Annotated in this window: 18 protein-coding genes and 2 tRNA genes; 8 read left to right on the top strand and 12 right to left on the bottom strand. The window is 67.5% G+C overall.

What is annotated here, in order from left to right; translation table 11 throughout:
- Positions 1 to 9: 9 nt before the first annotated feature.
- The gene (locus ACEN9Q_RS21530; RefSeq protein ID WP_495625978.1) at positions 10 to 573 is read left to right on the top strand and encodes a copper chaperone; all 564 of its coding nucleotides are present in this window, start codon (positions 10 to 12) and stop codon (positions 571 to 573) included.
- Here ACEN9Q_RS21530 and ACEN9Q_RS21525 read toward each other — a convergent pair.
- Entirely contained in the window at positions 550 to 2,244 is a 1,695-nt protein-coding gene (locus ACEN9Q_RS21525) for a cation:proton antiporter domain-containing protein (protein ID WP_495625977.1), read from the bottom strand. The two genes, ACEN9Q_RS21530 and ACEN9Q_RS21525, sit on opposite strands and share 24 nt — an antisense overlap.
- Before the next feature lie 213 nt (positions 2,245 to 2,457).
- Positions 2,458 to 3,093 carry a TetR/AcrR family transcriptional regulator gene (locus ACEN9Q_RS21520; protein ID WP_056441295.1) on the bottom strand — a complete coding sequence of 212 codons (636 nt, stop codon included), beginning with the start codon at positions 3,091 to 3,093 and terminating at the stop codon, positions 2,458 to 2,460.
- A gap of 117 nt (positions 3,094 to 3,210) precedes the next feature.
- On the opposite strand from ACEN9Q_RS21520, the gene ACEN9Q_RS21515 reads away from it, so the two are divergent.
- The 5 genes from ACEN9Q_RS21515 to ACEN9Q_RS21495 are packed head-to-tail and all read left to right on the top strand — an operon-like array spanning position 3,211 to position 8,398.
- Positions 3,211 to 4,392, top strand: a complete 1,182-nt coding sequence (locus ACEN9Q_RS21515; RefSeq protein WP_495625976.1) for a lipid-transfer protein — start codon at positions 3,211 to 3,213, stop codon at positions 4,390 to 4,392.
- Between the two features lie 10 nt (positions 4,393 to 4,402).
- Positions 4,403 to 5,539 carry an acyl-CoA dehydrogenase family protein gene (locus ACEN9Q_RS21510; protein WP_495625975.1) on the top strand — a complete coding sequence of 379 codons (1,137 nt, stop codon included), beginning with the start codon at positions 4,403 to 4,405 and terminating at the stop codon, positions 5,537 to 5,539.
- Positions 5,539 to 6,699: a CaiB/BaiF CoA transferase family protein gene (locus tag ACEN9Q_RS21505; protein WP_495625974.1), complete on the top strand. Its 1,161-nt coding sequence runs from the start codon at positions 5,539 to 5,541 to the stop codon at positions 6,697 to 6,699. The genes ACEN9Q_RS21510 and ACEN9Q_RS21505 overlap by 1 nt, the downstream gene beginning before the upstream one ends.
- Before the next feature lie 28 nt (positions 6,700 to 6,727).
- Positions 6,728 to 8,029: a DUF445 domain-containing protein gene (locus ACEN9Q_RS21500; RefSeq protein ID WP_495628980.1), complete on the top strand. Its 1,302-nt coding sequence runs from the start codon at positions 6,728 to 6,730 to the stop codon at positions 8,027 to 8,029.
- A 39-nt stretch (positions 8,030 to 8,068) separates the two neighbouring features.
- Positions 8,069 to 8,398, top strand: coding sequence for a putative signal transducing protein (locus ACEN9Q_RS21495; protein ID WP_229412684.1), 330 nt, complete (start codon positions 8,069 to 8,071; stop codon positions 8,396 to 8,398).
- Between the two features lie 59 nt (positions 8,399 to 8,457).
- On the opposite strand, the gene accD is transcribed toward ACEN9Q_RS21495, so the two are convergent.
- The 6 genes from accD to ACEN9Q_RS21465 all read right to left on the bottom strand — a co-directional run bounded on the left by accD (position 8,458) and on the right by ACEN9Q_RS21465 (position 13,856).
- A complete protein-coding gene (accD, locus tag ACEN9Q_RS21490; RefSeq protein ID WP_056441274.1) occupies positions 8,458 to 9,336 on the bottom strand; it encodes an acetyl-CoA carboxylase, carboxyltransferase subunit beta in 879 nt (292 codons plus the stop codon).
- A 219-nt stretch (positions 9,337 to 9,555) separates the two neighbouring features.
- Positions 9,556 to 9,632, bottom strand: a tRNA-Met gene (locus ACEN9Q_RS21485).
- A gap of 66 nt (positions 9,633 to 9,698) precedes the next feature.
- Positions 9,699 to 9,775, bottom strand: a tRNA-Met gene (locus tag ACEN9Q_RS21480).
- Positions 9,776 to 9,861: 86 nt separating this feature from the next.
- Positions 9,862 to 10,815: a tRNA (adenosine(37)-N6)-dimethylallyltransferase MiaA gene (gene miaA, locus ACEN9Q_RS21475; RefSeq protein ID WP_056441272.1), complete on the bottom strand. Its 954-nt coding sequence runs from the start codon at positions 10,813 to 10,815 to the stop codon at positions 9,862 to 9,864.
- Between the two features lie 8 nt (positions 10,816 to 10,823).
- Positions 10,824 to 12,797, bottom strand: coding sequence for a DNA mismatch repair endonuclease MutL (gene mutL, locus ACEN9Q_RS21470; RefSeq protein WP_495625973.1), 1,974 nt, complete (start codon positions 12,795 to 12,797; stop codon positions 10,824 to 10,826).
- Between the two features lie 141 nt (positions 12,798 to 12,938).
- On the bottom strand, positions 12,939 to 13,856 hold the full coding sequence (locus ACEN9Q_RS21465) for a peptidylprolyl isomerase (RefSeq protein WP_495625972.1): 918 nt from the start codon (positions 13,854 to 13,856) through the stop codon (positions 12,939 to 12,941).
- Between the two features lie 181 nt (positions 13,857 to 14,037).
- Here ACEN9Q_RS21465 and ACEN9Q_RS21460 point away from each other — a divergent pair, with 181 nt between their 5' ends.
- Both ACEN9Q_RS21460 and ACEN9Q_RS21455 read left to right on the top strand, forming a co-directional pair.
- Entirely contained in the window at positions 14,038 to 14,682 is a 645-nt protein-coding gene (locus ACEN9Q_RS21460) for a VTT domain-containing protein (RefSeq protein WP_056441265.1), read from the top strand.
- Positions 14,683 to 14,828: 146 nt separating this feature from the next.
- Entirely contained in the window at positions 14,829 to 15,890 is a 1,062-nt protein-coding gene (locus ACEN9Q_RS21455) for a carbonic anhydrase (RefSeq protein WP_495625971.1), read from the top strand.
- A gap of 3 nt (positions 15,891 to 15,893) precedes the next feature.
- On the opposite strand, the gene ACEN9Q_RS21450 is transcribed toward ACEN9Q_RS21455, so the two are convergent.
- The 4 genes from ACEN9Q_RS21450 to tsaE all read right to left on the bottom strand — a co-directional run bounded on the left by ACEN9Q_RS21450 (position 15,894) and on the right by tsaE (position 18,944).
- Positions 15,894 to 16,133 (bottom strand): hypothetical protein, encoded by a 240-nt coding sequence (locus tag ACEN9Q_RS21450; protein WP_495625970.1) that lies wholly within the window; start codon positions 16,131 to 16,133, stop codon positions 15,894 to 15,896.
- A 105-nt stretch (positions 16,134 to 16,238) separates the two neighbouring features.
- The gene (locus ACEN9Q_RS21445; RefSeq protein ID WP_495625969.1) at positions 16,239 to 17,057 is read right to left on the bottom strand and encodes a D-hexose-6-phosphate mutarotase; all 819 of its coding nucleotides are present in this window, start codon (positions 17,055 to 17,057) and stop codon (positions 16,239 to 16,241) included.
- A gap of 34 nt (positions 17,058 to 17,091) precedes the next feature.
- Positions 17,092 to 18,495 carry an N-acetylmuramoyl-L-alanine amidase gene (locus ACEN9Q_RS21440; RefSeq protein WP_056441258.1) on the bottom strand — a complete coding sequence of 468 codons (1,404 nt, stop codon included), beginning with the start codon at positions 18,493 to 18,495 and terminating at the stop codon, positions 17,092 to 17,094.
- Positions 18,459 to 18,944: a tRNA (adenosine(37)-N6)-threonylcarbamoyltransferase complex ATPase subunit type 1 TsaE gene (gene tsaE, locus ACEN9Q_RS21435; RefSeq protein WP_495625968.1), complete on the bottom strand. Its 486-nt coding sequence runs from the start codon at positions 18,942 to 18,944 to the stop codon at positions 18,459 to 18,461. The genes ACEN9Q_RS21440 and tsaE overlap by 37 nt, the downstream gene beginning before the upstream one ends.
- Positions 18,945 to 18,963: the final 19 nt, after the last annotated feature.

Raw genomic sequence — 18,963 nt, 5'->3', positions numbered from 1 at the left:
GGGTGGGCCATGTCGACGATATGGCTGCCGATGTGCGGACAGTCGTGGTTCGATGCCGCGGCCGGTTTCACCCGGATGTGGGCATCGATGATGGTGCCGATGATGCTGCCGCTCGCCGTGCCGGCCTTGCGGCGCTATCGGACCACGCTGGACGGGACGGGCCGGTGGCGGCCGTTGCTGCTCACGCTGACGGCCGGATTGGCGTGGGCCGTGGCCTGGACGGCCTCGGGCCTGCCGCTGTATGTGATCGGCACGGCCGTGGCGCGGGCGCTGCCGGGCATGCCCCCGGTGGCGCGGATGGTGCCGGTGCTGGCGGCGGCGGCCGGCGTGGCGGGCGCCGGCTGGCATGCGGCGTCATGGCGCCGGCGTCGGTTGCTTCCGCCCGCTGCGGTGCCCGCGCCGCCCGTCTTCGCCGCCGCGCTGCGGCAGGGCGCGCGCCTGGGCGGCCATTGCGTACGGCGCTGCGCGGGCCTGAGCGTCGCGCTGCTGGCCGCCGGCATCATGGAGCGAAGCACGATGGTCTGCGCGATCGCCGTCGTGGCTGCGGAATCAGTGCGCCTGCGCGAGCGCTAACCCGTCCAGCACGTGGTGCGTCATGCTGCGCGCCAGTTCGTGTTCGCCGACGAGCACCGTGCCGCCCGTCTCTTCGCGCAGCAGGCGCGCCTCTTCCTCGTTGTGCGTGCGCACGACGCAGCGGATGGCGGGGTTCAGGGCCTTGGCCGTGTCGACCATGGCGCGCACGTGGAAGGTGTCCGGCGTCGCGATCACGAGCATGGCGGCGCGCGCGATGTGGGCCTGGATCAGCACGGCCGCGTCGGCCGCGTTGCCCGCGACGGCCGGCTGGTCGCGCCGGCGCAGGTCTTCGACGATGTCGCGGTTCTGTTCGGCCACGACGTAGTGCACGCCCTGGCGATCCAGTTCCTGCGCGATGCGCTTGCCCACGCGGCCGTAGCCGACCAGCACGACCTGGCCAGTCAGGCGCTCGTGCGCGACCGTCATCGGCAGCTCGGCCAGCGGATCGGGCGAGCGCTCCATCCTGCGCGCGCGTTCGGCGTCCGGGCGCAGCCAGTTCTGCAAGGGGCCGACCAGCTTGAACATCAGCGGATTCACGGCGATCGAGATGATGGCGCCGGCGAGGATCAGGTTCTGGCCCGTCTGCGGCAGCAGGCCGAGCGAGATGCCGAGGGCGGCCAGGATGAACGAGAATTCGCCGATCTGCGCGAGGCTCGCCGACACCGTGATCGCCGTATTGAGCGGGTAGCGCAGCGCCAGCACGAGGACGAACGCGGCCAGCGATTTGCCGACGAGGATGATGGCGACGACGCCCAGCACTTCCAGCGGACGCTCGACCAGCACGCGCGGGTCGAACAGCATGCCGACCGAGACGAAGAACAGCACCGAGAACGCGTCGCGCAGCGGCAGCGTCTCTTCGGCCGCGCGGTGGCTCAGCTCCGACTCGCGCAGCACCATGCCGGCGAAGAAGGCGCCGAGCGCGAACGACACGCCGAACAGGTGCGACGAACCGTAGGCGATGCCGACGGCGGCCGCGATCACGGCCAGCGTGAACAGCTCGCGCGAGCCGGTCCTGGCCACGCGCCACAGGAACCACGGGAAGAGCTTGCGGCCCACCAGCAGCATGAAGGCGATGAAGGCGCCGACCTGCAGCAGCGTCGTCCCGAGCGACAGCCACAGCGAAGCGCCGCTGTCGCCCTTGCCGCCCAGCGGCCCGGCGAGGGCCGGCAGCAGCACGAGCACGAGCACCGTCACGAGGTCTTCCACGACGAGCCAGCCGACGGCGATGCGGCCGTTGAAGGAGTCGAGCTGACCTTGGTCCTCCAGCGCGCGCAGCAGCACCACCGTGCTCGCCACGGACAGGGCGAGGCCGAACACGAGACCGGCGCCGAGATCCCAGCCCCACAGGTGCGTGAGGCCGATGCCGAGCAGGGTCGCCACCGCGATCTGCAGCACGGCGCCTGGCAGGGCGATGCCTTTCACTTCGAGCAGGTCGTCCAGCGAGAAATGCAGTCCGACGCCGAACATCAGCAGCATCACCCCGATCTCGGCCAGCTGCGACGCCAGGTGCACGTCGGCGACGAAGCCGGGCGTGGCGGGACCGATGACGACGCCGGCGGCCAGATAGCCGACCAGGGCCGGCAGGCGCAGGCGCACGGCGAGCATGCCGAACATCAGGCCGAGACCGAGGGCGGCGGCGATGGTGGTGATCAGGCTGATGTCGTGCTGCATCCGGACTCCTTTGTCGTCAACGGGCGTAGATGGGCGGCCCTCCGCCCACCAAACACATGCGGGACGCAAACGTTTGGTGGGCACGGGGTGCCTGGACGATGGCGGTAGGGTGGGCACCCCGTGCCCACGCGGACGTCGGCATTACGCAAGCGTCCGCGTGGGCGGAGGGCCGTCCACCCTACGTAAGCCGGTCCAGTATAAGCGACGAGACGATTACGGCACGGTCGCCAGATTCAACAGTGCCTTGCGCACCGCCGCCCGCACGGCCAGGAACTGCTCGCGGCGCGATTCGCGGTCCAGGCGGAACAGCATCAGCCCTTCGATCTGCGCCACCATCAGGATCGCGCGCTGCATGTATTCCTCGTCCGGGATGGCCGGATTCAGCCCGCGGATCAGGTTGTAGACGGTCTTGCGCTCGCGCCCCAGCATGCGGTCCATCAGGTTGGAGGCGAACGCGTTGCGCGACGCCAGCGCCCAGATCTCGAAGAACAGCGCGTGCGTGACCGGGTCCGTGATCTCTTCCAGGAACATGTCCGTGGTCGACAGGAACCGGTCGAGGCGCGGGCGGTCGCCCATCTCGGCCGAGATGCGGTCCATCTTGGCCTGGAACTCGTCCATCGTGGACAGCAGGACGGCCTCCAGCAGCACTTCCTTGCTACCGTAATAGTGCTGGACGTTCGACAGGGTCATGCCCGCCTCGCCCGCCACCCGCCGCATCGACAGCCCGGCATAGCCGTCCGCGGCCAGCAGCCGGCGCGCGGCCTGCAGGATCGCGTGCACGCGTTCCCAACCTTTCTCGGTCGTGACGGAGGATTTGTTGCGCAGGGTCTGGTCGAGCGTCTGGTTCATGGCCGGGATTATCGCACGGCATGCTTTCAAAACCTGTACGGCTGACCTATAATCTTCCGGGCAGGTCATCCGACCTAGTCTGCATACCATCACAGAGCACAGCTCGAGGAGACGACGATGAGCCGCAAAGTCCATGTCACTGGCGTCGGGATGATCCCGTTCGCCAAGCCGGGGGCGAGCGCCCCGTACCACGAGATGGGCGCCCAGGCCGCGCGCGCCGCGCTGGAAGACGCGGGCATCGCCTGGGCGGACGTCGAGCAGGCCTATGCCGGCTACGTCTACGGCGATTCCACGTGCGGCCAGAAGGCGCTGTACGGCGTCGGCATGACCGGCATCCCCATCGTCAACGTCAACAACAACTGCTCCACGGGCTCCACGGCGCTCTATCTTGCACGCCAGGCGGTGCAGGGCGGCGCGGCCGACTGCGTGCTCGTGCTGGGCTTCGAGCAAATGAGTCCAGGCGCGCTGGCGTCCGTGTTCACCGATCGTCCCGCGCCGTTCGACGACTTCGACGCCGTCACCGACCGCCTCGTCGGCAAGCCGGAGATCCCGCTGGCGCTGCGCTACTTCGGCGGCGCCGGCCTCGCGCACATGGAAAAATACGGCACGCCGCTCGAGGCGTTCGCACGCATCCGCGCCAAGGCCAGCCGCCATGCCGCCAACAATCCGCTGGCGCTGTTCCGCAAGGAGGTGAGCAGCCAGGACGTGCTCGACGCGCCCGCGATCTGGCCCGGCGTGATGACCCGGCTGATGGCCTGCCCGCCCACGTGCGGCGCCGCCGCGGCCGTGCTGGTGTCCGAGGACTTCGCCAGGAAGCGAGGCCTGCGCGCCGACGTCCACATCGCCGCGCAGGCGATGACGACGGACCGTCCTGGCACCTTCGATTCGAACGACATGATGCGCCTCGTCGGCTACGACATGAGCCGGGACGCGGCCCATAAAGTCTACGAACAGGCCGGCATCGGGCCGGACGACCTGGACGTCGTCGAGCTGCACGACTGCTTCGCGCACAATGAATTGATCACGTACGAGGCGCTGGGCCTGTGCCCGGAAGGCGGGGCCGACAAATTCATCCGCGACGGCGACAACACGTACGGCGGCAAGGTCGTCACGAATCCGTCCGGCGGGCTGCTGTCGAAGGGCCATCCGCTCGGCGCGACGGGCCTGGCCCAATGCTTCGAACTGACGCACCAGCTGCGCGGCAGCGCCGGCGCGCGCCAGGTCGAGGGCGCGCGCACGGCGCTGCAGCACAACCTGGGGCTGGGCGGCGCCTGCGTCGTCACGCTGTATCAGGTGTGAGGAGACGGCCATGACATCACCCTGGATGACGCCCGAACTGGAAACCTTCCGCGATGCCGTGCGCCGCTTCGTGGCGGCGGAGGTCACGCCGCACCAGCAGCGCTGGCGCGAGCAGCAGCACGTCGACCGCGCGCTGTGGAAAAAGGCCGGCGAACTCGGTCTGCTGCTGGCCGACGTCCCCGACGATTTCGGCGGCTCGGGCGGCACGTTCGCCCACCAGGCCGTCGTGTTCGAGGAGCTGGCGCTGGCCGGCGACACCGCGTTCGGCCTGCACGTGCACGCGATCGTCGCGCATTACCTGCTCAATCACGGTACGGAAGAACAGAAGTACAAATACCTGCCGCGCCTCGCGAGCGGCGAGATCGTCGCGGCCATCGCGATGTCCGAGCCGGGGGCGGGCTCCGACCTCAAGGGCATCCGCACGACGGCCGTCCGCACGGACCTGGGCTACCGCCTGAACGGTTCCAAGACCTTCATCTCGAACGGCTACCTGGCCGACCTGATCGTCGTCGTCGCCAGGACCGATCCGGCCGCTGGCGCGAAAGGCGTCTCGCTGATGCTGCTCGAGACGGCCGACAATCCGGGCTTTCGCGTCGGCCGCATCCTCGACAAGATGGGGCAGAAGGGGCAAGACACCTGCGAGCTGTTCTTCGACGACGCCTTCGTCCCGCTGCAGAACGTTCTGGGCGGCGAGGATGGCCGCGGCTTTGCCCAGCTGATGACGGAGCTGCCGTACGAGCGCACGATCGTCGGCGTGGCGGGCGTCGCCTGCATCGAGCGCGCGCTGGCGCTCACGGTCACGCACGCACGCGAGCGCCGCGCCTTCGGCCAGGCCCTCATCGACATGCAGAACACGCGTTTCGTGCTGGCCCAGTGCAAGACCGAGGCGACGGTGGCGCGCGTCTTCATCGACCGCTGCATCGAGGACCTCGTCGCCGGCCGCATGGACACTGTGCAAGCGTCGATGGCCAAGTACTGGATCACGGACCTGCAATGCAAGATCGTCGACCGCTGCCTGCAGCTGTTCGGCGGCTACGGCTACATGCTCGAGTACCCCATCACGCAGATGTACCTGGACGCGCGCGTGCAGCGCATCTACGGCGGGGCGAACGAGATCATGAAAGAAATCATCGCCCGCTCGCTGTGATGACGAACCAGGGACCCCTTTCCGGACTGCGCGTCGTCGAGATGGTCGGCATCGGCCCGTGTCCGTTCGCCGCGATGATGCTGGCCGATATGGGCGCGGACGTGATCCGCATCGACCGAAAGCCCGATGTGAACCCCGCCTCGGCCGCGCCGAATCCGTACCCGATGCTGGGCACGAAACACGACGTGATGGCGCGCGGCCGCCGTTCGCTGGCGCTGGACCTGAAGCATCCGCGCGCGCGCCAGCTGCTGCTCGACCTCGTGGCAAAGGCCGATGCGCTCGTCGAAGGCTTCCGCCCCGGCGTGATGGAGAGATTGGGCCTGGGGCCGGACGTGTGCCACGACCGTAACCCGAAGCTCGTGTACGGCCGCGTCACCGGCTGGGGCCAGCACGGCCCGCTCGCGCAGGCGGCCGGGCACGACCTGAACTACGTGGCGCTGTCCGGCATGCTGCAGGCGATGGGCGATGCGGACCGTCCGCCGTCGCCGCCGCTGAACCTCGTCGGCGACTTCGGCGGCGGCGGCATGATGCTGGCGTTCGGCGTCGTCTGCGCCATGCTGGAAGCGCGCACGTCCGGCCGCGGCCAGGTCGTCGACGCGGCGATGACGGACGGCGCCGCGCTGCTGGGCGCCATGATGTACGGGCTGCGCGCGCACGGTTCGTGGTCGGCCGCGCGCGGCGCGAACCTGCTGGACGGCGGCGCGCCGTTCTACGCCACGTATGCGTGCGCGGACGGCAGGTTCATCGCCGTGGGCGCCATCGAGCCGCAGTTCTACGCGCGGCTGCTGGCGCTGGCGGGCGCCGACGATCCCGCTTTCGCGCGCCAGTGGCGCCAGGACGACTGGCCGGCGCTGAAAGACAGATTCGCGGCGCTGTTCGCCACGCGCACGCGCGACGACTGGTGCGCGCTGCTGGAGGGGACGGACGCCTGCTTCGCGCCCGTGCTCGACATGGACGAGGCGCCGCGCCACCCGCACAACGCGGCGCGCCAGACCTTCGTCGATGTCGACGGCGTGATCCAGCCGGCGCCGGCACCGCGTTTCTCGCGCACGCCGGGGCAGGCCGGGCCGGTCGCCGCGCCGGACGGGGCGGCCATCCTGGCCGACTGGGGCTGGGCGCCGGACGCCATCGCCGCGCTGCGGCGCGACAATATCGTCTAGGCTGGGCTACGATGGCGGCATGGAGACCATGCCGCACAAGGAGCGCGAGCTGCGCCAGTCCAAGCGACTGGCGCTGGGCTTTTTCGTCGGTGCCGCCTTGCTGTTCGTCCTGTCGCTGGGCTTGACCGCCCGCTGGCCGGGCAATGTGTGGATCGGCCTGCTGAAGGCGTTTGCCGAAGCCGCGATGGTCGGCGCGCTGGCCGACTGGTTCGCCGTCGTGGCGCTGTTCAGGCGCATTCCGATCCCGTTCGTGTCGCGCCACACGGAGATCATCCCCGCCAACAAGGAACGCATCGCGGACAACCTCGCCGCGTTCGTGCGCGAAAAATTCCTCGACACGGATTCCATCGTGCGCCTGATCCAGCGCCACGACCCGGCGCAGAGAGTCGCGGACTGGCTCACGAAGCCGGAGAACACGGCGCGCCTGGGCGACACCCTCGTGCGCATCGCCGGCTTCGCGCTCGACGTCGTGGAGGACGCGGCCGTGCAGAACTTCGTGCGGCGCGCGGTGCACGGCATGGTCAAGAGCGTCGACCTGTCGCAGACGGCGGGCACGATCCTGGAAAGCCTGACGCGCGACGGCCGCCACCAGGCGATCCTCGACGAGGGGATCGACCAGCTCGCGCACCTGCTGGCGAACGAGGAGACGCAGGCCTTCGTCGCGCAGGGCATCGTCGACTGGCTGCGCGACGAATACGCGTTCATGGAAAAGATGCTGCCGTCGGAACTCATCGGCCGCAAGGGGGCGGACATCGCCGTGCGGCTCGCGGCCGGCATCCTCAGGCGCGTGAGCGAAGACCCGGATCATCCGCTGCGCCGGCGCTTCGACATGTTCACGCACGACTTCATCGAGCGCCTGAAAAGCGATCCGGCCTTCATCGAGAAGGGCGAGGACATCAAGCGCCACCTGATCGGCGACGCCTCCGTGAACGGCTACATCGGTTCGCTGTGGGGCGACCTGAAAGGCTGGATCAAGGCCGACCTGCACCAGGCCGACTCCGTGCTGCGCAGCCGCATCGTCGCCACCGGCGCCTGGATCGGGCGGACGCTGGCCGAGGACGACGTGCTGCGCACCGCGCTGAACGAGAACCTGGAACTGGCCGCGCGCGGCGCGGCGCCCGAATTCGCGGGCTTCCTGACGCGCCACATCGCCGACACGGTGAAGCACTGGGACAGCGGCGAGATGTCGCATCAGGTCGAGATCAACATCGGCAAGGACCTGCAATACATCCGCATCAACGGCACCATCGTGGGCGGCTCGATCGGCGTCGTGCTGTACCTGCTGTCCGCGCTGCCGGGCTGGCTCGCTCACGCGGACCGGCTGGGGTAAGATGACGGCACGGCCGTACTCTCACATCGGAGGATCGTCATGCAGGCACCGAGCGATACCATGAACGCCACGCTGGCAGGCGTCCCCGAACTGGCGCGCCTGCCGGGCCGCGACCTGGTCGAGGTCGCGCGCTACCTGATCCCGCTGGAAGCGAACCTCGTGCAGGGCTGCCTCGTCGCCTCCGGCATCCCGGCCGTGCTGGCCGACGCCCACCTCGTGCAGACCGACCTGCTGCTGGCGCCGGCCCTCGGCGGCGTGCGCATCCTCGTCCCGCAAGACCATCTGCAGCAGGCCCAGGCTGTGCTGGAGGCGTTCGCGCGCGGCGAGTTCGCGCTGGGGGAAGATGCGGACGTCGGCGCGGCGCCGTGAAAAGAAAAAGCCACCGGCTCTTGCGAGGCGGTGGCCGTTCGGCGTGCCGACTATGAGGATCAGGCCGGCGCCAGCGCGTCGATCGGCAGATCCATCAGCAGCGCCAGCACTTGGGCAATTTCTTGCCGCATGTTGCGACGGTCGACAATCATGTCCACCACGCCGCGTTCCTTCAGGAACTCGGCACGCTGATAGCCTTCCGGCAGTGTTTCGCCAACCGTATTCTTGATGACCCGGGCGCCGGCGAATGCGATCAGCGCTTTCGGCTCGGCAATCACGACATCGCCCATGAAGCAGAAGGATGCCGATACGCCGCCGGTCGTCGGGTTGGTCAGTACCGAGATGAAAGGCAGTTTCTTTTCCGCCAGCTTGGTCAGCATGGCGGTGGTCTTGGTCATCTGCAGCAGCGACAGCAGGCCTTCCTGCATGCGCGCGCCGCCGGTGGCGGTGATGCAGATGAACGGCACTTTCTGCTCCAGCGCCGCTTGCGCGCCGCGCACGAAGCGTTCGCCGACGACCGAACCCATCGAGCCGCCCATGAACTCGAATTCGAAACACGATACGACGACGGGCATGCTCATGATGGCACCGCCCAGCACGACCAGCGCATCGGTCTCGCCGGTGGCTTCCATCGCATCCTTCAGGCGGTCCGGATATTTTTTGCTGTCCTTGAACTTGAGACTGTCCACCGGCAACACTTCCTGGCCGATTTCATAGCGCCCTTCGGCGTCGAGCAGCGCGTCAAGTCGCTCGCGTGCCCGGATGCGCATGTGGTAGCTGCATTTCGGGCAGACGTGAAGGTTGGCTTCCAGATCGTTTCGATACAGCACCGCTTCGCAAGACGGGCATTTGATCCATAAGCCTTCCGGTATCGACCGGCGGGCGTCCTTATCCGAGCGTTGGATGCGCGGAGGAAGAAGTCTTTCCAACCAACTCATTCAGAATCCTCATTGAACGTTGTAATGCCAACTCATAACGCGAGTATTGCATTATGATCAACTGTTTCGAGCGCCTCGCGACTTATTCTCGCGGGTATTCTAACACCAAAAACGACCACCACCGCCCGTTCTGGCAGGCACGGAGGTCATGGCCGGGCAGGGTGTAAAACGCAAACGGCCCGGCTCGATGCGAGCCGGGCCGTTGCGCGGACCATTCTGTGGTGGTGATAGGTGGACTTGAACCACCGACCCTAGCATTATGAATGCTATGCTCTAACCAACTGAGCTATATCACCAGCTTGTAACACTGTGAAAACAAAATGGCTCAGCCTTGAACGCCAAGCCATCTCGCTTGAATCCTGTGGTGGTGATAGGTGGACTTGAACCACCGACCCTAGCATTATGAATGCTATGCTCTAACCAACTGAGCTATATCACCGGAACGGGGTGCATTATGCCGATCGGCCCCGGAAGTGTCAAGGCTACCCGCTCCGGATCACCCTGTCCAGACCCGTTCGAATCGTCTCAAGCCCGCAACGTGGCAAGATGATCGAGCATCTTGCGCGCCGGATCCGTGCCCAGGCAATCGATCACGATCCGCTCCGGCATCGAACGCAGCCAGGTCAGCTGGCGCTTGGCCAGCTGGCGCGTGGCGACGATGCCCGTTTCGCGCAGCTGTGCGCGGTCGATGCTGCCGTCGAGGTATTCCCACGCCTGGCGGTAGCCGACGCAGCGCATCGACGGCAGGTTCGGATGCAGGTCGCCGCGCGCGCGCAGGCCCGCGACCTCGGCCACGATGCCCGTGTCGTCGCGCTTGCCCAGCATCTGGTCGAAGCGCAGCGCGATGCGCGCGTGGAGCACGGCGCGGTCGGACGGCTCCAGCGCGAACGGCACCAGCTCGAACGGCAGCTCGGTTTTTTCGCGCCGCGCGAGCAGCGCGGACATCGGCTTGCCCGACAGCGCATGGATCTCCAGCGCGCGGTTGATGCGCTGGGCGTCGTTCGGCGCCAGCCGGTCGGCCGTGACGGGGTCGACGTCGCGCAGCTTCGCATGCATGCCGGGCCAGCCGATGCGCGCCGCTTCGGCGTCGATGCGGGCGCGTACGGCGGCATCGGCCGTGGGCAGGTCGTCCAGACCGTCGTTCAGGCCCTTGAAGTACATCATCGTGCCGCCGACGAGCAGCGGCAGCCGGCCGCGCGCCTGGATCTCGGCCACGAGGCGGATCGCGTCGTCGCGGAACTGGGCGACGGAATAGGCGTCGAGCGGGTCGATGATGTCGATGAGGTGGTGCGGCGCGCTCGCCAGTTCCGCAGGCGAAGGCTTGGCCGTGCCGATGTCCATGCCGCGGTAGACGAGGGCGGAATCGACCGAGATGATCTCGACGGGAAGTTCACGTGCGATGGCGAGTGCGGCCGCCGTCTTGCCGGACGCGGTCGGGCCCATGATGGCCACGGCCAGCGGTTTTCGATGCGAAGTCATTCGTTTCTTTACTGGCCGCGCAGGAACAGCTTGTCGAGGGCGGCGATTTCCAGCTGCACCCAGGTCGGGCGCCCGTGGTTGCACTGGTCGGCGCGTTCCGTCGCTTCCATCTGGCGCAGCAGGGCGTTCATTTCGGGCTGCGTGAGGATGCGGTTCGCGCGCACGGCCGTGTGGCAGGCGAGGGTGCCGAGCAGTTCGTTGCGGCGCTCGATCAGCACGCGCGAGCCGCCGAATTCGCGCACGTCGCGCAGCACGTCGCGCGCGAGCGTCTGGGCGTCGGCGTTCTTCAGCAGCGTGGGCACGGCGCGCACGGCGAGCGTCGTCGGCGACACGGCCGCGATGTCGAAGCCGAGGGCCTTGAGCGTCTCCTGTTCTTCCTGCGCGGTGCCCACTTCGATGGCGTCGGCGAAGAAGGTCACGGGGATCAGCATCTGCTGCACCTGCATCTGCTCGCCGCCGGCCTGGGCGTCGAGCGCGTTCTTCAGTTGCTCGTACAGGATGCGTTCGTGCGCGGCGTGCATGTCGACGAGGACGAGGCCCTTGCGGTTTTGCGCCAGCACGTAGATGCCGTGCAGCTGGGCCAGTGCGAAGCCGAGCGGGAAGTCGTCGTCGGAGGCGGGCTTGCCCGGTTCCGGCAGCGGCGCTTCCTCCACGCCCGGCGGCGTGGTCTTCGCTGCGCCGGTGAACAGCGCGCCATAGCTGTCGGTGCGCTGCGGGATGCCGGCGCCCGCCGGCGCGTCCCAGCGGCTGCCGGGCGCGAACGGGGACGGCGAGAACGTCGACGAGGCGCGCGATCCGCCGCCGCCGCCGGTGCCAGATGACGACGACCCGCCGGACGCCCACGCGGGCGACGCCAGCTGCGATCCGAACGACGTCTGCTCGTGCGGGCGGCGCCAGGCCGCCCCGTCGCCCAGCGACGTGGACGACGGCGTGATCTCGGCCGCGCTCACGGGCGCGGGCGCATTGCCGTGCGCCGTCGCCGACGTCTGGGCCAGCGCGCGCTGCACGGCGTGGAATACGAACTGGTGCACGGCACGGCTGTCGCGGAAGCGCACCTCGACCTTCGACGGGTGCACGTTCACGTCGACCATCGCCGGATCGAGTTCGAGCGCCAGCACGTACGACGGGAAGCGGTCGCCGTGCAGCACGTCCTCGTACGCGGCCTTCACCGCGTGGACGAGCAGCTTGTCGCGCACGAAGCGGCCGTTGACATAGAAATACTGGCTGTCGGCGCGCGCCTTCGATGCCGTCGGCAGGCCGACGTAGCCGTGCAGGCGCAGCGGGCCGGCGCTTTCATCCAGGTGCAGGCGCGCTTCGGCGAAGTCGCCGCCGAGGATCTGCGCGCTGCGCTTGGCGGCCTCGCTCGTGTTCCAGTGGTCGATCGTGCGGCCGTTGTGCGTCAGGCTGAACGACACGTCCGGCCGCGCCAGCGCGATGCGGCGTACGACCTCGGCGCAGTGGCCGTATTCCGTCTGCTCGGATTTCAGGAACTTGCGCCGCGCGGGCGTATTGAAATACAGGTCCTGCACGTCGATCGTCGTGCCGAACTGCCCGGACGACGGCGCCACCGTGCCCTGGTGCGAGCCGACGATCTCCCACGCGTGCGGCGCGCCCGGCGTGCGCGACGTGATGCACACGGCCGCGACGGACGCGATCGACGCCAGCGCCTCGCCGCGGAAGCCGAGCGTGTTCACGTTCTCGAGGTCGGTCAGCGACGCGATCTTCGACGTCGCGTGGCGCGCCAGCGCGAGCGGCAATTCCTCGGGCGGGATGCCGCGGCCGTTGTCGGTGATGGCGATGCGCTTGACGCCGCCTTCCTCGAGCCGGACCGTGATCTGCGTGGCGCCGGCGTCGAGCGCGTTTTCCAGCAATTCCTTCACCACGGCCGACGGCCGCTCGACGACTTCGCCGGCGGCGATCTGCGAGATGAGCTGGTCGGGAAGCTGCTGGATGGGGCGGTGGGTAGGGGCCGGGGCGTTCATCCGGTGATTATAGCTCGCGACCGGCCGCGGGAACGCCGGTGTTTGATTTTTGCCAAACCGGGGTCAGAGCCCGGTTTGAGGCAATTTCTTGACAAAAGTGGCTCGAAGGTTTTTGCCAAAACAAGGGCTCTGACCCCGGTGTTATTGTTCCCGTACCGGGATCGGTGCCGCGCACAGGTCGAGGTGGCCGGCCGCGACCTTGGTCCATGGGCCGCCGCGGTTGCGCTGGGCGTCGAGGACGGCCTGGTACGTGGCGCTGTCGGTGCGCATCACTTCGAAGCGGCTGCGCTGGTCTGGCGGGACGTCGGCCGCCACCTTGACGGCGCTGATCGGCACGTTCATTTCCTGCTTGTCATAGAAACCCATCGGTGCCGGGCCGCGCGGCAGGGCCGCGAGTTGCGGCATGCCGGAGATCACGCGGCCGACCACCGTGATGTTGCGGTCGAGGTGGCGGGCCGGGCCGATCACGGCGTACAGCGACGTGCCGCCGCCGCTGTCGGCATCGTTGTCGCGGCCGACGCCGACCATGCCGTAGCAGTGCGCCAGCCAGGTCTCGCCCGTCTTCGGATCGCGGCCGACGGGAAAGCCGTTCGAGTGGCCGACCTGGGGCGCGTAGCCGTCGGCGTCCGGCAGGCGCGTGAAATGCGTGTCGTTCTTGATGGGCACGGTGAACTCGGCCTTCAACGTCTTCTGCGCGCCCGTGACGGCGCGGGCCTTGTCGTTGTCCTCGTTCGGGTCGCCCCATTGCACGACCCAGTTGTCCTGCACCCGGACGATGGCCAGGCCGTCGAAATAATGCGCCCGCACGAGGGCCTTGATGTTCTTGACGTGGTTCGGCGCGAAGGCCGGCGCCAGTTCGATGACGACGCGGCCGAACGGCAGTTCCATGTACAGCGTGTTGTCCGGATCGAGTGCGCGCCAGTCGGACGGTTTCGACGCCTTGACGATATCGGCGACGCTGGGCTTGGGCGGAAGTTCTTTCGCGGCGGCGGCACTTGCCGCGAGCAGGGCGCAGGCGGCGGCGAGGATCGCGCGCCGGAGGATTGGATAAGCCTTCAAGTCGTCTCCTTGGCCCGCTTGTGGCGTGCCTGGTCGTTGGGGGTGTGATGACGATTGTAATATGGAAAATGACGGAAATGAAACCATTTGCCGACGAAGAAAATTCGCGGTCAGGATGAGCCGGGAGCCATTTCCGGCGCCGGACTGATGGTATGATTCGGCGCTACCATTTAGGAAAATTATGGATCTGATGCAATTCGTCGACATGATCCTCCATGTCGACAGAACCCTGGACACGCTGCTGGCGCAATACGGGGTGTATGTGTACGCCGTGCTGTTCGCCATCGTATTTTGCGAAACCGGCCTCGTGGTTCTGTTCTTCTTCCCGGGCGATACCCTGCTGTTCATCGCCGGCGCCGCCTGCGCCAGCGGCCAGATGAGCTATCCGTTGCTGATGACCCTGCTGGTGCTGGCCGCGGTGACGGGCAATACCCTCAACTATTACATTGGCGGCGCGCTCGGCCATCGCGTCTTCACGCACGACTACCGCTGGCTGAACAAGGATGCCCTGCGGCGCACCCACGATTTCTTCGAACACCACGGCGGCAAGACCATCATCCTCGCCCGCTTCGTGCCCGTCGTGCGGACGTTCGCGCCGTTCGTGGCGGGTGTCTCCGACATGACCCATGCCCGCTTCCAGATGTACAACGTCACCGGCGCCGTGCTGTGGGTCGCCAGCCTGGTGACCGGCGGTTACTTCTTCGGCAATATCCCCGTGATCCGCGATCACCTGACGGTCATCGTGCTGGTCGGCGTCGGCGCGGCGGTCGTGCCGCTGGCGCTGGGCGGCCTGTACAAGGTGGGCCGGCGCATGATGAGCCGTTAAACGCATCTTCTGCAACACATATGGCGCGCCGCTGGACGGCGCGCCGTGCGTTTACGGGTATCTTGACGCACGGAATTGTTCCCGAGGCTCAAGTTTACTGTTGGTGGCGCCGATAAGGCAGGGGAGAGCAACACTACTGGATTCCCATGCGTAACCTGATCGCCTTGTTCGCTTGCAGCTGCGTCGTCCTGAGCGCAAGCGCCGCGAACGATCCCGCAGCCGCCGCGGCAGCCAAGCTGGCGGCTTCCGTTTCCAAACCGGCATCGGCCATGGTGCCGCCGCCCACGGTGGCGAAGAAGGCCGAGCCGGTGGTCAAGAAAGCCGAACCGGCCGCCAGCGCCCCGGCGCCCAGCGAGGAAGATGCCGAGGTCGAACTGTCGGCCAAGATCGCCCAGCGCCTGGCCGCCCTGCGCGAGCGCCAGCAGGCCCGCGCCGCGGCCGCCGCGCACGCGAAAAAACTTGCCGACGCGAAGCGCAGGCAGGAAGAGCAGGCCGCGCTTGCCGCCGCTGCTGTCGCGGCCGCACCCAAGCACGGCACCGTGTGGTCGTATGAAGGCGAGTCGGGCCCGGCCAACTGGTCGAAGATCAATGTCGACTGGGCCAAATGCGGCACCGGCAAGCGCCAGTCGCCCATCGACTTGCGCGACGGCATCAAGGTCAACCTGGAGCAGATCAGCTTCGACTATCACCCGTCGTCGTTCAGCGAAGTCAACAACGGCCACACGATCCAGGTGATGGTGGGCGGCGGCAATTTCATCACGATCGGCAACACGGTCTACGAGTTGCAGGAATTCCACTTCCACCGTCCGTCCGAGGAAAAGATCAATGGCAAGGGCACGGAAATGGTGATCCACCTCGTGCACCGGAGCGCCGAAGGCAAGATCGCGATCATCGCCGTGCTGCTGGAGCGCGGCCAGCCGCACCGCCTGATGCAAACGATCTGGGATAACTTGCCGCTGGAAAAGCAGGAAGTCGTGTCGCCGTCGATCGTGATCGATCCGACCGACGCGCTGCCGGAACGCCGCGACTACTTCACCTACATGGGGTCGCTGACGGAACCGCCGTGCACGGAAGGCGTGCTGTGGATGGTGTTCAAGCAGCCGATGCAGGCGTCGCCGGCGCAGATGGCGCTGTTCTCGCGCCTGTATCCGCTGAATGCGCGGCCGGTGCAGTCGACCGCGGGCCGCATGATCAAGGAATCGAACTGAGGTTCAACGCCAGCCGCGGTGGCCCCGTCCGCGTCCATGCCCGCCGCGATAACCGTAGTCGTGGTAGCTGAAGTCGAGCGAGACGGGCGGCCCGACATAGGCCGGGCCATAGCCGTAATAAGGCGAGTAGGGCGCGTCGTAGCCCGCGTAAGGCGGCGCATAGACGGCGCAGCCCGACAAGGCGCCGCCTGCCGCCAGTACCACCGCCAGGCGTTTCATCCAGCCGGATTTGTGGGTAGTCATCGCGTCACCTCGTGAGCTTTCCTGTCTGTAGTCTAGGTCGCCCGGCGAGGTTTGCCGTTCTTTTTTGCTACAAAATGAAACGCCGGCAAGCGCCGGCGTCGATCTTTATCCCGCCTGTACCGTCGCCCGGTACGTCCCGTGCCAGACCCCGCCCGGCTCCAGTTGTTGCGGCCCCAGCAGGGCCGGTTCGATGCAGACGAAGCGGCGGTATTCCTCGTCTTCCATGTCGGACAGCGCCGCCGCGTCGGCCGCGCCCGGGTTCCACACGACGGCATCCGTGAAACCCGTCTGTTCCAGCGTCACCTTGTCGGCGCCCGAGTCGAACGTGATCGCGCCGGGGATGCGTTCGAATACCTGATCGAGCTTGTCGGTGAGCGCGAGCGTGTCGGTCTGTACGCCGTCGATGCGCACGGCGTCCACGTCGTCGACGAGGTGATAGGTGTGCAGCGCGGCGGCGAACGGGAAGGCTTGCGTGCCGGTGTTGCGCACGTCGAGCGACAGGTCGAGCTGGGCGCCGTGCACGGCCACGCGCAGCAGCAGTTCGAAGGCGTACGGCCAGGCCGCGGCCATCGGCTGCGGCAGGTCCGCCTGGTTCAGCGCCAGGACCGCGAACGCGGTGCCGTCCTGCTCGCCCTGCTCGACGACGCGCCAGGTCGCGACGCGCGCGAAGCCGTGGCGCATGCCGGTGCCGCGTTCGGCGAACTGCGGAAAGATGACGGGGACGCCGCCGCGGATCGCCTTCTGGCCGTCCAGCGCCGACAGGCTGCTGACGAACAGGCGTTCCTGGCCCGGCGCGCCGGCCGTGGTGACGGCCTTCCACGACACGAGGTGGGCGCCGTACAACGTGATGGTGGCCTCGGCACCGTCCGGCGCGCGAAGTTGCAGAGCGGGCAATTGCCCGAATTGAATGTTCGTTGCGCTCACGAGAATCTCCTTAGGGGACGCCCGTGGGCGCCCGTCAAGTCATGCGGCTCTTCGCCAGCGGCGGATTGTACGCGAAGTAGCGCTTGATGCCTTTCGTGATCGCGTCGGCCAGCTGATTCTGGTAGCCGTCGTCCTTCAGCCGCGCTTCTTCGTCCGGGTTGGAGATGAACGCGGTCTCGACGAGGATCGAGGGAATGTCCGGCGCCTTCAGCACGGCAAAGCCGGCCTGTTCGACGACGCCGCGGTGCAGGCGGTTGATGCCGCCGATCTCCGTCAGCACGGCCTTGCCGAGCTTCATGCTGTCGTTGATCTGGGCCGTCTGCGACAGGTCGATCAGCACGCTCGCCAGTTCGCGGTCGTGGCTGCCGAGATTGACGCCGCCGATCATGTCGGCCTTGTTCTGGTCGGCCGCCAGCCAGCGCGCCGCGCTCGAGCTGGCGCCTTTTTCCGACAGCACGAATACGGACGAGCCGCGCGCGGTCCGCTCCACGAAGGCATCCGCGTGGATCGACACGAACAGGTCGGCCTGCACCTTGCGCGCTTTTTCCACGCGCTGGCCGAGCGGCACGAAGAAGTCGGCGTCGCGCGTCAGCATCACGCGCGTGTTCGGCAATTCTTCCAGCTTGGCCTTCAGGCGTTTCGCCACCGACAGTACGATGTCCTTCTCGTGCACGCCCGTGGTGCCGGTCGCGCCCGGGTCCTCGCCGCCGTGGCCGGGGTCGAGGGCGATGGTCACCATGCGCACGACTTTCTGGCCCGGCGCCGCCTTCGCGGGCGCCGGCTGCGGCGTCGTCGGCTGCGGCTGCGCGGGCGTCGATCCGGCGCGGGCCGCATCGGCTTCCAGCTTGGCGATGGCATCCGGGCCGGCCTGGCCGACCGTCGGCTCGCCCGGCTGCACGGCCGGGGTCGGCGTGGCGGGGGGCGCTTCCGTGGTCCAGTTTTCCTTGGCGATCATGCTCGCGAGGGGATCGACGGGCTTCACGGGATACAGGTCGAAGATCAGGCGGTGATGGTAGCCGGCGACGGGCTCCAGGTTGAACACCTGCGGCTTGACCTCTTCCTTGAGGTCGAACACGAGGCGCACGACGTTCGGCCGGTTCTGGCCCACGCGCACCTGCTTGATGTACGGGTCGTTCGACTCGATCTTGGCGACGAGGCTTTTCAGCGTATCGTTCAGCGCGAGGCCGTCGATGTCGACGACGAGCCGCGGCGGGTCCGGCACCATGAAGTGCGTCGTCTTGAGCTCGCCGTCGTTTTCCAGCGTGACGCGGGTGTAGTCGTCGGCCGGCCAGACGCGCACGGCCATGATCTGGGCGGCGGATGCGGACAGCGGCGCGATGACGGACAGCAGCAGCGTGCCGCCGGCCTTCAGGATCGTACGTCGCGTCAGGGAACCTGGGATCAGGGAGTCGGGGGGTAGTGCAGGCGTTCGAGGCATAGCAGGCCCAAGTCGGACAACGCCTTCAATTCTACCTCACGGCCAAGACCGCTGACCTTAAGCAACACTTTAACGTCGGGTGGCGGCAACACCGGCTCGCCTTTTTCCGGCCATTCGACGATGCAAATGTTGTTGCCGTCGAAATCTTCGCGGAAGCCCGCGTCGAGGAATTCCTCCGGGCTGGACATGCGGTACAGGTCGTAGTGGATCAGGTTGATCGTTTGACCATCCAGTTCGATGCGGTACGGTTCCGACAGCGTGTAGGTCGGACTCTTGACGGCGCCCTTGTGCCCGGCCGCGTGCAGCAGCGCGCGCGTGAGCGCCGTCTTGCCGGCGCCGAGGTCGCCGTGGAGATAGATGACGAGGCCCGGGCGCAGCGCGCGCGCGAGGGCCGCGCCCAGTGCCTGCGTGGCCGCTTCGTCGGGAAGATAAGCGCTTATTTGTTGCATCGGTTGTTGCATTGGTTGT

Source organism: Massilia sp. Masssp93, from assembly GCF_059491295.1.
Note: the sequence above shows the minus strand (reverse complement) of the source record. Positions and strands in the feature narration are given on the sequence as shown.

Bases quoted from the DNA above. Each gene is read 5' to 3' on its own strand.
- ACEN9Q_RS21530 (WP_495625978.1), top strand. From the start codon at position 10: ATGTCGACGATATGGCTGCCGATGTGCGGACAGTCGTGGTTCGATGCC.
- ACEN9Q_RS21525 (WP_495625977.1), bottom strand. From the start codon at position 2,244: ATGCAGCACGACATCAGCCTGATCACCACCATCGCCGCCGCCCTCGGT.
- ACEN9Q_RS21520 (WP_056441295.1), bottom strand. From the start codon at position 3,093: ATGAACCAGACGCTCGACCAGACCCTGCGCAACAAATCCTCCGTCACG.
- ACEN9Q_RS21515 (WP_495625976.1), top strand. From the start codon at position 3,211: ATGAGCCGCAAAGTCCATGTCACTGGCGTCGGGATGATCCCGTTCGCC.
- ACEN9Q_RS21510 (WP_495625975.1), top strand. From the start codon at position 4,403: ATGACATCACCCTGGATGACGCCCGAACTGGAAACCTTCCGCGATGCC.
- ACEN9Q_RS21505 (WP_495625974.1), top strand. From the start codon at position 5,539: ATGACGAACCAGGGACCCCTTTCCGGACTGCGCGTCGTCGAGATGGTC.
- ACEN9Q_RS21500 (WP_495628980.1), top strand. From the start codon at position 6,728: ATGCCGCACAAGGAGCGCGAGCTGCGCCAGTCCAAGCGACTGGCGCTG.
- ACEN9Q_RS21495 (WP_229412684.1), top strand. From the start codon at position 8,069: ATGCAGGCACCGAGCGATACCATGAACGCCACGCTGGCAGGCGTCCCC.
- accD (WP_056441274.1), bottom strand. From the start codon at position 9,336: ATGAGTTGGTTGGAAAGACTTCTTCCTCCGCGCATCCAACGCTCGGAT.
- miaA (WP_056441272.1), bottom strand. From the start codon at position 10,815: ATGACTTCGCATCGAAAACCGCTGGCCGTGGCCATCATGGGCCCGACC.
- mutL (WP_495625973.1), bottom strand. From the start codon at position 12,797: ATGAACGCCCCGGCCCCTACCCACCGCCCCATCCAGCAGCTTCCCGAC.
- ACEN9Q_RS21460 (WP_056441265.1), top strand. From the start codon at position 14,038: ATGGATCTGATGCAATTCGTCGACATGATCCTCCATGTCGACAGAACC.
- ACEN9Q_RS21455 (WP_495625971.1), top strand. From the start codon at position 14,829: ATGCGTAACCTGATCGCCTTGTTCGCTTGCAGCTGCGTCGTCCTGAGC.
- ACEN9Q_RS21450 (WP_495625970.1), bottom strand. From the start codon at position 16,133: ATGACTACCCACAAATCCGGCTGGATGAAACGCCTGGCGGTGGTACTG.
- ACEN9Q_RS21440 (WP_056441258.1), bottom strand. From the start codon at position 18,495: ATGCCTCGAACGCCTGCACTACCCCCCGACTCCCTGATCCCAGGTTCC.
- tsaE (WP_495625968.1), bottom strand. From the start codon at position 18,944: ATGCAACAAATAAGCGCTTATCTTCCCGACGAAGCGGCCACGCAGGCA.